The sequence below is a fragment of the Pseudomonas fluorescens genome (assembly GCF_003732425.1).
Taxonomy (GTDB): domain Bacteria; phylum Pseudomonadota; class Gammaproteobacteria; order Pseudomonadales; family Pseudomonadaceae; genus Aquipseudomonas; species Aquipseudomonas fluorescens_BE.
Map to the genome: position 1 here is coordinate 934,333 of NZ_MOBX01000013.1, position 13,093 is coordinate 947,425.

Annotated in this window: 11 protein-coding genes; 6 read left to right on the forward strand and 5 right to left on the reverse strand. The window is 61.6% G+C overall.

What is annotated here, in order from left to right:
• Positions 1 to 149 precede the first annotated feature (149 nt).
• Genes paoA through paoC form a run of 3 tightly spaced genes read left to right on the forward strand, consistent with a single transcriptional unit; the run spans position 150 to position 3,921 of the window.
• A complete protein-coding gene (gene paoA / locus BK670_RS14610; protein WP_123450564.1) occupies positions 150 to 773 on the forward strand; it encodes an aldehyde dehydrogenase iron-sulfur subunit PaoA in 624 nt (207 codons plus the stop codon).
• Positions 770 to 1,726 (forward strand): FAD binding domain-containing protein, encoded by a 957-nt coding sequence (locus BK670_RS14615; protein ID WP_123450566.1) that lies wholly within the window; start codon positions 770 to 772, stop codon positions 1,724 to 1,726. Before paoA ends, BK670_RS14615 begins: the two co-directional genes overlap by 4 nt.
• Positions 1,723 to 3,921, forward strand: coding sequence for an aldehyde oxidoreductase molybdenum-binding subunit PaoC (gene paoC, locus BK670_RS14620; protein WP_123450568.1), 2,199 nt, complete (start codon positions 1,723 to 1,725; stop codon positions 3,919 to 3,921). The genes BK670_RS14615 and paoC overlap by 4 nt, the downstream gene beginning before the upstream one ends.
• 249 nt (positions 3,922 to 4,170) lie before the next feature.
• Here the strand turns inward: paoC and BK670_RS14625 are convergent, their stop codons facing one another.
• Positions 4,171 to 4,647 (reverse strand): (R)-mandelonitrile lyase, encoded by a 477-nt coding sequence (locus tag BK670_RS14625; protein ID WP_123450570.1) that lies wholly within the window; start codon positions 4,645 to 4,647, stop codon positions 4,171 to 4,173.
• Between the two features lie 183 nt (positions 4,648 to 4,830).
• Here BK670_RS14625 and BK670_RS14630 point away from each other — a divergent pair, with 183 nt between their 5' ends.
• The gene (locus BK670_RS14630; protein WP_123450572.1) at positions 4,831 to 5,724 is read left to right on the forward strand and encodes a LysR family transcriptional regulator; all 894 of its coding nucleotides are present in this window, start codon (positions 4,831 to 4,833) and stop codon (positions 5,722 to 5,724) included.
• Positions 5,725 to 5,743: 19 nt separating this feature from the next.
• Here the strand turns inward: BK670_RS14630 and BK670_RS14635 are convergent, their stop codons facing one another.
• Positions 5,744 to 6,688 (reverse strand): aldo/keto reductase, encoded by a 945-nt coding sequence (locus tag BK670_RS14635; protein ID WP_185036773.1) that lies wholly within the window; start codon positions 6,686 to 6,688, stop codon positions 5,744 to 5,746.
• A 111-nt stretch (positions 6,689 to 6,799) separates the two neighbouring features.
• On the opposite strand from BK670_RS14635, the gene BK670_RS14640 reads away from it, so the two are divergent.
• Both BK670_RS14640 and BK670_RS14645 read left to right on the forward strand, forming a co-directional pair.
• On the forward strand, positions 6,800 to 7,570 hold the full coding sequence (locus BK670_RS14640) for an alpha/beta hydrolase (protein WP_123450574.1): 771 nt from the start codon (positions 6,800 to 6,802) through the stop codon (positions 7,568 to 7,570).
• A gap of 209 nt (positions 7,571 to 7,779) precedes the next feature.
• Positions 7,780 to 8,646, forward strand: a complete 867-nt coding sequence (locus BK670_RS14645; protein ID WP_123450576.1) for a CAP domain-containing protein — start codon at positions 7,780 to 7,782, stop codon at positions 8,644 to 8,646.
• Here BK670_RS14645 and BK670_RS14650 read toward each other — a convergent pair.
• The 3 genes from BK670_RS14650 to BK670_RS14660 form a co-directional block, all read right to left on the reverse strand.
• Positions 8,616 to 9,557, reverse strand: a complete 942-nt coding sequence (locus BK670_RS14650) for a DHH family phosphoesterase (protein ID WP_123450578.1) — start codon at positions 9,555 to 9,557, stop codon at positions 8,616 to 8,618. The genes BK670_RS14645 and BK670_RS14650 overlap by 31 nt on opposite strands.
• 101 nt (positions 9,558 to 9,658) lie before the next feature.
• Entirely contained in the window at positions 9,659 to 10,942 is a 1,284-nt protein-coding gene (locus tag BK670_RS14655) for a Zn-dependent hydrolase (RefSeq protein ID WP_123450580.1), read from the reverse strand.
• A gap of 159 nt (positions 10,943 to 11,101) precedes the next feature.
• Positions 11,102 to 12,586 (reverse strand): NCS1 family nucleobase:cation symporter-1, encoded by a 1,485-nt coding sequence (locus tag BK670_RS14660; protein WP_123450582.1) that lies wholly within the window; start codon positions 12,584 to 12,586, stop codon positions 11,102 to 11,104.
• Positions 12,587 to 13,093 lie beyond the last annotated feature (507 nt).

The window sequence follows — 13,093 nt, forward strand, 5'->3', positions numbered from 1 at the left end:
CCACACGCATAACTCTATAGCGCAAATCCGACAAAACCTTTTCCTCTCTCCAGCAGTCATTCCTTAACGAGACCGGCGATGACGCTGGCTGCCCGCTTGGGCCATACACGACCCTGCTGCCCTGATGAAGAGAGAAAAGGAATCGAACCATGACGATTTCCCGACGCGGATTTCTGATCCTCGGCGCCGTGACCGCCACCGCGTTCGCGATGCCGCCGTTTATCAGCCTGAAGGCCTACGCGGCCAATCTGGAGCAACCGGCCATGAGCAAAGTGACGATCAACGTCAACGGCAAGCCGCGTGCGCTTGACGTCGACACCCGCACCACCCTGCTCGATGCCTTGCGCGAGCACCTGCACCTGACCGGCAGCAAAAAAGGCTGCGACCACGGCCAGTGCGGCGCCTGCACGGTGATCGCCGATGGCCGCCGCATCAACGCTTGCCTGACCCTGGCGGTGATGCATGAAGGCAGCGAGATCACCACCATTGAAGGCCTCGGCATGCCCGACAATCTGCACCCGATGCAGGCCGCGTTCATCAAGCATGACGGCTATCAGTGCGGCTATTGCACGCCCGGGCAGATTTGCTCGGCGGTGGCGGTCATCAAGGAAATCCGCGACGGCATTCCCAGCCATGTCAGTGAAAGCCTCACCGAAGCGCCGCAGTTGATCGCCAGAGAGTTTCAGGAACGCATGAGCGGCAATATCTGCCGCTGCGGCGCCTACTCGAACATCATCGAAGCCATCACTGAAGTCGCGGAGGTGCCGACATGAGACCGTTCAATTACAGCCGCGTCGACTCCCCCGCCGCTGCCGCTGCGCAAGCCGCACACGTCGAAGGCGCACGCTTCATCGCTGGCGGCACCAACCTGCTCGACCTGATGAAACTCGACATCGAAACCCCGCTGCACCTGATCGACGTCAATCACCTCGGCCTGGATCAGATCGACGCCACGCCCGAGGGCGGCTTGCGCATTGGTGCGCTGGTGCGCAATACCGATCTGGCCGCCGACGCGCGCGTCAGAAAGGACTACGCCCTGCTCTCCCGCGCCTTGCTCGCCGGGGCGTCCGGGCAGTTGCGCAACATGGCGAGCACCGCCGGTAACCTGCTGCAACGCACGCGCTGCCCATACTTCTACGACACCCATCAGGCCTGCAATAAACGCAATCCCGGCAGCGGCTGCGCAGCGATTGGCGGGGTCAGTCGGCAATTGGGCATCATCGGCGTCAGCGACGCGTGCATCGCCACGCACCCGAGCGACATGGCGATTGCCATGCGTGCGCTCGATGCGCAGATTGAAACGGTGAAACCCGACGGCAGCACCCGCAGCATTGCCATGGCCGACTTTCACCAGTTGCCCGGCACCACGCCGAACATCGAAACCAGCCTGACGCCCGGCGAGTTCATCACCTCGGTGACACTGCCCGCGCCCGTCGGCGGCACCCACATTTATCACAAGGTGCGTGATCGTTCGTCCTACGCATTCGCGCTGGTCTCGGTCGGCCTGATCCTGCAAACGGACGGCAGCGGCCGCGTTGCGGTCGGCGGTATCGCGCCGAAACCATGGCGGATTGAAGAGGCCGAAGCGCTGCTGCCAAAAGGCGCCAAAGCCGTCAGCGAACGCCTGCTCGACGGCGCCACGCCGACCCACGACAACGAGTTCAAACTGACCCTGGTCGAGCGCACGCTCGGCTCGGTGTTGGCGCAAGCGAGGGAAGACGCATGAAATTCGACACGCCCGCCACCACCAACCCGATCGACCAGTTGAAGGTCGTCGGCCAACCCACCGAACGCATTGAAGGCCCGTTGAAAACCAGCGGTCAGGCCACGTATGCCTACGAGCAACATGAAGCGGCCGCCAATCAGGCTTACGGTGTCATGGTCGATGCGGCCATCGCCAAAGGGCGGATCAAAGCCATTCATCTGGACGCGGCGAAAGCCGCGCCGGGCGTGCTGGCGATTGTCACCGCCGCTAACGCCGGCAAGCTCGACAAGGGTCAATACAACGCCGCCCACCTGCTCGCCGGTCCCGAAGTGCAGCATTATCAGCAGGCCGTCGCGCTGGTCGTCGCGGAGACATTCGAGCAGGCCCGCGCCGCCGCGCAACGGGTCAAGGTCGATTACGAAACCGTCGAAGGCAAGTTCGATCTGGCTAGTGTGAAAGCGCTGGGCGTCGAGCCAAAAGATGAGTTGCCCGACGTCAATCATGGTGACTTCGACAAGGCCTTCGCCGCCGCCCCGGTGCAGTTCGATCAGACTTACACCACCCCGGACCAGTCCCACGCGATGATGGAACCCCACGCAACCTTGGCGGCGTGGAAAGGTGATCAACTGACCTTGTGGACCTCCAACCAGATGGTCGCCTGGAGTGTCGGCGACATTGCGAAAACCCTCGGTCTACCGAAGGAAAATGTGCGTCTGGTCTCGCCGTACATCGGTGGCGGTTTCGGCGGCAAGCTGTTCATCCGCGCCGACGCGATCCTCGCCGCCCTCGGTGCGCGCATGGCTGGCCGACCGGTGAAAGTGGCCCTCGCCCGCCCGCAGATGGCCAACAACACCACGCACCGTCCGGCGACGATTCAGCGCATCCGCATGGGCGCCACCGCCGACGGCAAGCTCACTGCCATCGCCCACGAGGGCTGGTCGGGCAACCTCGCCGACGGCAAGGTCGAACTCGCCGCACAACCGAGCCAGTTGCTGTACGCCGCCGAAAACCGTCGCGTGAGCATGCGCCTCGCGCCGCTCGATTTGCCCGAGGGCAACTCCATGCGTGCGCCGGGTGAAGCGCCGGGGTTGATGGTGCTGGAAATCGCCATGGACGAGATGGCCGAGCAACTGAAGATGGACCCGGTGCAGTTTCGCATTCTCAACGACACGCAAGTCGATCCGGTAAAGACCGAGCGGCCGTTTTCCCAGCGTCAATTGATCAAATGCCTGCAGACAGGGGCCGAGAAATTCGGCTGGGATCAGCGCAAGGCTCAGCCGGGCAGCCGTCGTGAAGGTCGCTGGCTGATCGGCATGGGCGTGGCGGCGGCGTTTCGCAACAACCTGTTGGTCAAGTCCGGCGCCCGCGTTCGTTTGGAGCGTGACGGCAAGATTGTTGTGGAAACCGACATGACCGATATCGGCACCGGCAGCTATACGATCATCGCGCAGACTGCCGCCGAGATGATGGGCGTAAACCTCGACGCGGTGGTGGTGCGGCTGGGTGATTCGAACTTCCCCGTGTCGGCCGGCTCCGGCGGCCAGTTCGGCGGTAACTGCTCGACTTCCGGCGTCTACGCCGCGTGCGTAAAACTGCGCGAAGCGGTGGCGGGCAAGCTGGGGCTGGCGGCGGACCAGGCCGAATTCGTCGACGGTCAGGTGCGCGTCGGCAGCAAGAGCGTACCGTTGCGCAACGCGGCTGAAGGCGGCGCGCTGGTCGGCGAGGACAGCATCGAATTCGGTGATCTGGCCGAGAAGTATCAGCAGTCGACGTTCGGCGCGCATTTCGTCGAAGTCGCCGTCGACGCTGCCACCGGTGAAGTAAGCGTGCGCCGCATGCTCGCGGTATGCGCGGCGGGACGGATTCTCAACCCGACTTCGGCGCGCAGCCAAGTGATCGGTGCGATGACCATGGGCGTCGGTGCGGCGTTGATGGAAGAGTTGGCGGTGGACAAGAAACTTGGGTTTTTCGTCAACCATGACCTGGCCGGGTATGAGGTGCCGGTGCATGCCGACATTCCGCATCAGGAGGTGATTTTCCTCGATGAGACCGATCCGGTGTCTTCGCCGATGAAGGCCAAGGGTGTCGGCGAATTGGGCATTTGCGGGGTCAGTGCGGCGGTGGCCAATGCGATCTACAACGCCACCGGGGCACGGGTGCGGGAGTATCCGGTTACGCTGGACAAGATTCTTTCGTCGTTGCCGGAGATGATCTGAGCGCCCCTGAAAAGCCCCTCACCCTAGCCCTCTCCCAGCGGGAGAGGGAACCGATCCGGGGATATTCGGGATCAGCCCCGACCTGAACGTTTTGCTGTGAATCCATAATCGACACAGCACTTTCAGTTCGATGGATATCGCTTTGCTGTGAATCCATAATCGACTCGGTCTCTCAGGTCGATGTATGACACAAGACACCTAGGTCGGCCCCCTCTCCCACCGGGAGAGGGCTGGGGTGAGGGAAGCTCTTCACTCGGAAAGCGGATATTGCTCGGCACTCACCTGCTCCATCCAGTCCACGACTTTGCCATCAAGCACTTCAGCAATGGCGATATGCGTCATCGCCGTGCCGGGCGCCGCCCCGTGCCAATGCTTGGCCCCCGGCGCGATCCACACCGTGTCGCCAGGACGAATTTCACGAACCGGCTGCCCCCACTCCTGCACAAAACCGGAACCGGCCGTGACGATCAAGGTCTGCCCCAACGGATGCGTATGCCAAGCGGTACGCGCGCCTGGCTCAAACGTCACCGTCGCGCCACTGACCCGCGCTGCTTCCGTGCCTTTGAACGGCGCATCGACCCGCACAGTGCCGGTGAACCAATCCGCCGGGCCCTTGGCTGAAGGTTGCGAGCCATTCGGTGTGACGCTCACTCGTGGAATTTCATTGGCCTGCACCTCACCCGCCAGCAGGGAAAGGGTCAGTGCAGAAGCGGCAATCGGGTTCATGACTTTCTCCGAACAGATGAATGTAGGAGCTGCCGAAGGCAGAGATCTTTGGACTTTGATTTTTAGAGCAAGATCAAAGATCGCAGCCTTCGGCAGTTCCTACAGGGGTTGAGTCACTTTACCGAGGCGCACTCTTCAGATAATCAACTAGAATTCGAAAAAACTTATGCAGGACACTCATCAATGCTTCGGGAAAACGCCACCGATCTTCTCGCTTTCCTCGCCGTCGCCCGCGAACGCAGTTTCACCAAAGCGGCGGCCAAACTCGGCGTTTCGCAATCGGCGCTCAGTCACACGATTCGCGCACTCGAAGCCCGTTTGGGCCTGCGTCTGCTAACTCGCACCACTCGCAGCGTCTCGCCCACCGAGGCCGGCGAACACCTGTTGCACACCATCGGCCCGCGCTTCGAAGAAATCGAAGTGGAGCTCGCCGCCCTGAGCAACCTGCGCGACACCCCGGCAGGCAAGATCCGCCTCAACGCCACCGATCATTCGCTGGACTGGCTGCTGCGCCCGGTGCTCAAGGACTTTTTGCCGAAGTACCCGGATATCAGCGTCGAGGTGAGCTGCGATTATGGTTTCGTCGACATCGCCGGCCAGGGTTTCGACGCGGGTGTGCGTCTGGGCGAAGACGTCGCGCAAGGCATGATCGCCACTCGCATCGGCCCCGACATGCGCATGGCCGTGGTTGGCTCGCCCGCCTACTTCACCAAACGCCCTCCGCCGCAAACGCCACGCGACCTGACCGACCACGCCTGCAACAACCTGCGCCTGCCCACCAACGGCGGTTTGTACAGTTGGGAGTTCGAGAAGGATGGCGAAAGCCTGAAAGTGCGGGTGTCCGGGCAGGTCACCCTGAACGGCGTCTACCCGTTGCTCGACGCGGCGCTGGACGGTTTCGGCCTGAGCTACATCCCGGAGAATATCGTCGCGCCATATCTGGCCGACGGCCGTTTGCGGCAAGTGCTGGAAGACTGGTGCCCGGCGTTTGCCGGTTATCACCTCTACTACCCGAGCCGACGCCAGGCTGCGCCGGCGTTTGCGTTGTTGCTGGAGGCGTTGCGCTATCGCGGATGAGCGCCGTCTACCCGACCGATTACCCCGCCAACGCAATCAACTGATGCCGCTGCGCATCAGTGAGCATCGGCCCGAACCCGGCCTTGGCGTTATCGGCCATGTAGCGCGGGTTGCCTGTACCCGGGATCACGCAAGTCACCGCCGAATGTGACAGCAGAAACTTCAATGCCAATTGTGGCCAACTGTTGACTTGCACATCCGACACCCAGCCCGGCAGCGGTTTATCTTTGAGCCGCGCCAGCAGCCCCCCGCCACCGAACGGCCGATTGCAGATCACCGCGACGCCGCGTTCGCGGCACAACGGCAGGATGCGCTTCTCCACGCCTCGGTCATCGAGGGCGTAATTGATTTGCAGGAAGTCCAGTGGCTCGGCCTTCAGCACCGCTTCGACTTCCTCATACGCCGAGGGCGTGTAATGGGTGATGCCGATGTAACGGATGCGGCCCTGAGCTTTCCATTCACGCAGGGTCGGCAGGTGGGTTTGCCAGTCGAGCAGGTTGTGGATCTGCATCAGGTCGATGCGCTCGGTGCGCAGCAGGCTGAACGACTGCTCCATCTGCGCGATGCCCTCCGCGCGCCCGCGCGTCCACACCTTGGTCGCCAGAAACGCCGGCGAACGCGGTTCGTGGATCGACAGCAGTTCGCCGGTGGTTTGCTCGGCGCGGCCATACATCGGTGAACTGTCGATCAATGTGCCACCCTTTTTGAACAGTTCGTCGAGCACTGCCGGCAGCTGTTTATAGGCCGGGTCGCCGGGGCCTACGTCAAAACCGCGATAGGTGCCCAGGCCGACGATGGGCAGCGATTCAGCGCTGGATGGGATGGCGCGGGTCTGCATGGCGTGGCCTCCGGTGGTCGCGGGCGTGGTGGCGGTGGCCAACGCCCGATCAAAGGTAAAGACCGCCGAAACCCCGGCAGCCAGCGTGAGCAATCGGCGACGGGAGTAACCCTCAGTGTGGCTCATGCTGGTTCCCCTGCTGCGTGATCGGTTGCCGGTTGTGTGATTGAGCGGCCCGGTTGCAGCGCTGGACTACACTGCGACAGCCATCCTTCACACACCGTTAAAAGTAGCCGAATGTCCCGAACCCTGATGTCACTCGTCGCATTGATCGTTGCCGTGTACCTGGTGCTGTGCGCGGCGCTGTTCTTTTTTCAGCGCTCGCTGATCTATTTTCCGCAGCCCAATGCCGTCAACAGCGCCGACTCTCAACTGACCTTGTCGATGCCGGATGCGCAGGTTTCAGTGATCACCCGCGAGCGCGTCGGGCCACGGGCGCTGATCTATTTCGGCGGCAATGCCGAAGACGTGTCGCGCAATCTGCCGGAGTTTGCCGAGGCGTTTCCCGATTACGCAGTGTATCTGCTCAACTACCGCGGCTTCGGTGGCAGCAGCGGCTCACCGTCGGAAGCGGCGATTGCCGAGGATGCGCTGGCGCTGTTCGATCAGGTCTATGCCAGTCATCCGCAGGTTGCTGTGGTCGGGCGCAGTCTCGGTTCCGGCGTGGCGATACGCTTGGCCAGTCAGCGGCCGGTGCAACAGCTGGTTCTGGTGACGCCTTACAACAGCCTCGAAGAAATCGCGGCGCGGCAATACGCGTGGGTACCGGTGCAGTGGTTGCTCAAGGAACGCTTCGAATCCGGCAAGTACGCCGCGCATATCCGCGTACCGACAATGTTGCTCGCCGCGAGTGACGATGAGGTGATTCCGCGTGCCAGCACTCAGCGTTTGCTGGAGAACTTCCCGCCAGGCGTGGCAGTGCTCCGGGTGGTACCGGATTCGGGGCATAACTCGATTTCCGACCGTGCGCAGTATTTGCAGTGGATGGGGGATGTGTTGAATCGGTGAGGGGAACGCATTCCAAATGTAGGAGTGAGCCTGCTCGCGATAGCGTCATCCGGCGCAACATAGCGCTCTGCTTGATTCCACTGTTCGTCGCTCCACCGTAAAACCCCTCACCGCCCCTTGAACCAAGTCCAAAAAGCCCAGTCCTACTCGCGCCGCATTCTGCGGTTCACCCAACTTATGCGCCGTCCTCCTTCAGAGCTGCCCGTCTCATGCGCCACGCCGTTCGTTCGTCTCGCTTCGTTTCGCTGTGTCTGCTGATCCTCTCGCCATTGTTCGCCGAAACCGCCCACGCCGGTGCGGAGCGGCAACTGGTGGCCGCCATCAACGACTATCGCGCCCATCCGCAGCGCTGTGATCGGCGCCCGGCGCAGCGCCTGGCACCGTTGGCGCTGAAGTCGAACCTGGCCTTGCCGATCGGTTATCGCTACGCCGGGGGTATGCGCGAGGCGTTGAAGTCATCCGGGTATTCCGCCGTGGCGGTGCGCAGTATTCGCGTGATCGGGGCCGAGGACGCTGAAGAAGCCTTCGACCTGCTGCAGAACGACCACTGCGCCGCGCTGCTGGATGCGGGCTACGCCGACATCGGCGTCAGTCGTTCGCGCAATGAATGGCAAGTGGTGTTGGCACAACCAGTGCTCGACAGCCGTGTCGGCGATAACCGCAGCGTCGGCAAGGCCTTGCTCGCCGAGGTCAATGCCGCGCGTGCCCGACCACGGATGTGCGGACGCCAGCGATTCGCCGCCGCCCGGCCGTTGAGCTGGAACGCAGCGCTAGGCGCCGCCGCCCAGGGGCACAGTAAAGCCATGGCTTACGGCAACTACTTCGCCCACCGCGATCCGGACGGTGACCTGCCCGCCGATCGCGCCCGCGCGGCCGGCTACCGTGGTCGGCAAATCGGCGAAAACATTGCGGCCGGGCAGAGTTCACCGGGCAAAGCCATGGCCGGATGGCTGGCCAGCCCCGGGCATTGCGCCAACCTGATGAACCCGATGTTTACCCAGGTCGGCGCCGGGTTTGCCAGTGAGGCGCGCAGTGATGAAGGGGTTTACTGGACGATGGTGTTTGGCGCGCAGTAACTGGCAGCGTCCAGCGCCAATTTCAACAGTTCCTTGCGCAGCATTGACGGCGCGCGAACGGCCAGTCCGGCCTGCCAGTCGAGTGGCAATAAGTGATTGAGCTTTTGCTGGCTGACCTCGGCTGGCGCCAGGAAACAGCTCTTGCGGTCGCGGATACTGATCACATTCAGCAGCCAGTCATCGCCCTGCTCTGCCATCCAGCGCTTGATCATCGGCCGGTGTTTTTGCAGCAAGGCGTCGGCATCCCACACGGTCATTTGGGCGAAGAAGCCTGGCAGGTTGCTCTCGGGTTTCATCTGTTTCGAGTCGGCTGCCAATGCCGCGGCCAGGTCCGATTCGATACTGGCCTGGCATTCGAGAAAATACTGCCGGGGCCAGTCTGCCGGCAGTTGTGCCCGTGAAGCGAGGTCGGCGTAGGCCTCGATGTCCGCTGCAGTGGTCATCTGTCCGCTGAAATTCAGCGTGTTGTCGAGAATCGCAGTGGCCAGCAATGCCGCACTGTGCCGGCTGATGGCGGATAGCAAACCTGCGCCTTGCCAGCGCTGATAAACCTGGGTTGCCGCCGCACCGATCGGACGAATATCGGCGCCAGCCCCAAGCTTCTGCGCCCAGTAATGCTCGTACCCTGGATGATGATCGATAACTTCTACCACCCGTTCGAGCACCACCAACGGGTCGAAATGGTGATAGTCCGAGACATCGACCAGGACAAATTCATCGTTTGGCGTCGGCGGGTAATCGTCAAAAGCGCCAGGCCAGCCGAGCACGGTTGGCGCAACGCTGGCATTGGCTGGCGCGCTGCTGACGGCGCGGGCGGCAATGCCTTGCAGGTTGAGCAGTTCGGCGTAGGCGATGCAACAGGCGTAGGCGTCGATATCCAGATAGGACGCGCCGGAGGTGATGATTTTCATGGGCCGGCAACATCGCACAGGTATGTGACGTTTGGGTGACAGGAAAAGATCGCAGCCTCGTTTCACTCGACAGCTCCTACAAGGCTGCGATCTTTTGATCTTCAAGCCGCCCGCTGTCCTCCCGCCACCATCGCCGAAGCCGCCAGCATCGCCCGCAACAACACCGCACAACCCGCTGCCAGGTCATCCGGCGCGGCGTTCTCGATTTCGTTGTGGCTGATGCCGCCTTCGCACGGCACGAAGATCATCCCGGCCGGGCCGAGTTCGGCGAGGAAAATCGCGTCATGCCCGGCGCCGCTGACGATGTCCATATTCGACAAGCCAAGGCCTTTTGCCGCACCGCGCACGGCTTCCACGCAACCTTTTTCGAAGTACAGCGGCGGGAAGTCAGCAGTCGGGGTCAGTTCGTAGGTCAGGCCATGTTCTTCGCAGGTGGCGTCGATGACTTGCTTCACCTCGGCAATCATCGAGTCGAGGCGCGCCGGCTCCAGGTGACGGAAATCGAGGGTCATGCGCACTTCGCCGGGGATGACGTTGCGCGAGCCGGGATAGGCTTGCAGGCAACCGACCGTGCCACAAGCGTGGGGTTGATGGCCGAGAGCCGCGCGGTTGACCGCACCGACGATTACCGAGGCGCCGACCAGGGCGTCCTTGCGCAGGTGCATCGGCGTTGGGCCGGCATGCGCTTCGACGCCGCGCAGCTTGAGGTCGAACCACTTCTGCCCCAGCGCGCCCAGCACAACGCCGATGGTTTTCTGTTCGTCTTCGAGGATCGGGCCTTGTTCGATGTGCGCCTCGAAATAGGCGCCGACCTTATGCCCGCTGACCTTGCGCGGGCCGGCATAGCCGATGGCGTTGAGCGCTTCACCAACGGTCACACCATCGGCATCGACTTTGGCCAGGGTTTCTTCGAGGGTGAATTTTTCCGCGAACACCCCGGAGCCCATCATGCACGGGGCGAAGCGCGAGCCTTCTTCGTTGGTCCAGACCACCACTTCCAGCGGCGCTTCGGTTTCCACTTTCAGGTCGTTGAGGGTGCGCAGGACTTCGACGCCGGCGAGTACGCCGAAGCAGCCGTCGAACTTGCCGCCGGTAGGCTGGGTATCGATGTGGCTACCGGTCATCACCGGCGGCAGGTCGGGATTGCGCCCTGGGCGACGGGCGAAGATGTTGCCGACGGCATCGACCGTGACACTGCACCCGGCGTCCTTGCACCATTGCACGAAGAGGTCACGGGCCTGGCGGTCGAGATCGGTCAGGGCCAGGCGACAGACACCGCCCTTGACTGTGGCGCCGAGTTTGGCGAGTTCCATGAGCGAGGCCCACAGGCGATCGCGGTTGATGTGCTGATGGGTCGATTGCAGAACGTCTACGGCTGCGTTCATGGGGATCTCCTCAGGCTGCTTTTCTTATGGATATTTCTCTGGTGCCTGTAATGCCCTCATCGCCAGCAGGCTGGCTCCCACAGGGGAAACGCATTCCAGATTGCTGAATTGGAATACGGCCCACTGTGGGAGCTAGCCTGCTAGCGATGAGGCCATCCGCTACACCGCCGATTTCACGACCGAGGGCTGCGCACGCATCACGCACAACCCGTAATAAATAATCCCGCCCAGTGCCGAGCCGGTGAACCAGCCGTAGCTGTAAAACCAGCTGAACGCGTCGCTGCCCAGCGACAGCAAGGTCAGCACCACCGGCACCCCAAAGGCAACAAACCCGGCCCAGTTCCACGCCGGATACACGTCGTCGCGGTACAACCCGGCCAGGTCCAGTTGCTGTTTCTTGATCAGGAAATAGTCCACCACCATGATCCCGGCGATCGGCCCGAGCAGGCTCGAATAGCCCAGCAGCCAGTTGGAATACACAGTTTCGAGGCTGACATCGGAGACGATCAAACCGAGTTTTTTCAGCAGCTCATGGCCCATCAACAGCAGTCCGACAAAGCCTGTCAGCAACACGGCTTTGGTACGGTTGATCACCTTCGGTGCGATGTTCTGGAAGTCGTTGGTCGGGGAGACGATATTGGCGGCGGTGTTGGTCGACAGCGTGGCGATGATGATCAGCGCCATCGCCACCGCCACCCACACCGGGCTCTGGATGTGACCGATCAGGCTGACCGGATCGGAGACGGTGACACCGACCAGTTTCACCGACGCGGCCGTCATGATCACGCCGAGCGAAGCGAACAGAAACATCGTCAGCGGCAGGCCAAAAATCTGCCCGAGAATCTGATCTTTCTGGCTCTTGGCGTAACGGCTGAAGTCAGGAATATTCAGCGACAACGTCGCCCAAAAGCCGACCATCGCTGTCAGTCCCGCCGCAAAGTAACTGACCACACTGGCGCCCTCCGGACGCTTGGCCGGAATCGCCAGCAGCTCGGTCATCGACACATTCGGCATCGCCCACACCAACAGGCCGATGCCGACCGCCACCAGCAACGGCGCGGACAGGGTTTCCAGCCACTTGATCGACTCGGCGCCACGGATCACCACCCAGAGGTTCAGCGCCCAGAAAATCATGAAACCAATCACCTCCCCCGTACCGCCGAGGGATTTCCAGCCCTCGAACACCGAGCCGAGAAACAGGTGAATCGCCAATCCGCCAAACATCGTTTGAATGCCGAACCAGCCACACGCCACCAGCGCGCGGATCAGGCACGGCACGTTGGAACCGAGAATGCCGAACGACGAGCGCAGCAATACCGGAAACGGAATGCCGTACTTGGTGCCGGGAAAGGCGTTGAGCGTGAGCGGAATCAGGACGATGACGTTAGCGAACAGAATCGCCAGCAGCGCTTCACCGACCGTCAGGCCAAAGTAGGCGGTGAGTACACCGCCGAGGGTGTAGGTCGGCACGCAGATCGACATGCCGACCCACAGCGCGGTGATGTGCCATTTGTTCCAGGTTCGTTCGCGCACCTTGGTCGGTGCCATATCGTGGTTGTAACGGGGACTGTCGAGGACGTCGCTGCCGGCTTCGAGTTCGAACAAGCCGTCGCGCTCGGTCACTTGCGATCTGTTCTGTTGCATGGCCGCTCCACTGTTCTTCTGATTATTTTTTGCTCATCAGGCGGCTGGCACACGCGGGTGCGAGCCGGACGATGGCCGGAGGAACTGACAACTTTCGTGCACCGGCCATGGTGTCAGCGGCGGCATCAATAAACGTGCCGGGTGCCCCGCTTACGCATCGGGCCGAGGGTTAAACGCTTTGTAACTTTCTGATATTCATCAGTTTTAATTATTTATCTGATGAGCCCGTGGAAACTTGTCTGAACGCTCAGGCTAAACGCCGGGCAAGTTGTCCGAACTGTCAGGACTCAATCTGGTGCACTGCACTTTTTTTCATCGTGAGCGAGCAACCGCAGCTCAACTTCAAGCGGCTGATTTCACATAGGAAATCTTGCTCATATTTCCATCCTGTCAAGTGCGTCAAAATGGTGAGCAGCCTCACCATTTTGGTGATTTCATGTTTTTATCGTTATTTTTCATACACTTAAAACAGTCATAAGCTTATAAAAAATAATCTTGCTCTATTGC

Excerpts from the sequence above, each read along its gene's own strand:
- paoA (WP_123450564.1), top strand. The coding sequence starts at position 150 with ATGACGATTTCCCGACGCGGATTTCTGATCCTCGGCGCCGTGACCGCC.
- BK670_RS14615 (WP_123450566.1), top strand. The coding sequence starts at position 770 with ATGAGACCGTTCAATTACAGCCGCGTCGACTCCCCCGCCGCTGCCGCT.
- paoC (WP_123450568.1), top strand. The coding sequence starts at position 1,723 with ATGAAATTCGACACGCCCGCCACCACCAACCCGATCGACCAGTTGAAG.
- BK670_RS14625 (WP_123450570.1), bottom strand. The coding sequence starts at position 4,647 with ATGAACCCGATTGCCGCTTCTGCACTGACCCTTTCCCTGCTGGCGGGT.
- BK670_RS14630 (WP_123450572.1), top strand. The coding sequence starts at position 4,831 with ATGCTTCGGGAAAACGCCACCGATCTTCTCGCTTTCCTCGCCGTCGCC.
- BK670_RS14635 (WP_185036773.1), bottom strand. The coding sequence starts at position 6,688 with ATGAGCCACACTGAGGGTTACTCCCGTCGCCGATTGCTCACGCTGGCT.
- BK670_RS14640 (WP_123450574.1), top strand. The coding sequence starts at position 6,800 with ATGTCCCGAACCCTGATGTCACTCGTCGCATTGATCGTTGCCGTGTAC.
- BK670_RS14645 (WP_123450576.1), top strand. The coding sequence starts at position 7,780 with ATGCGCCACGCCGTTCGTTCGTCTCGCTTCGTTTCGCTGTGTCTGCTG.
- BK670_RS14650 (WP_123450578.1), bottom strand. The coding sequence starts at position 9,557 with ATGAAAATCATCACCTCCGGCGCGTCCTATCTGGATATCGACGCCTAC.
- BK670_RS14655 (WP_123450580.1), bottom strand. The coding sequence starts at position 10,942 with ATGAACGCAGCCGTAGACGTTCTGCAATCGACCCATCAGCACATCAAC.
- BK670_RS14660 (WP_123450582.1), bottom strand. The coding sequence starts at position 12,586 with ATGCAACAGAACAGATCGCAAGTGACCGAGCGCGACGGCTTGTTCGAA.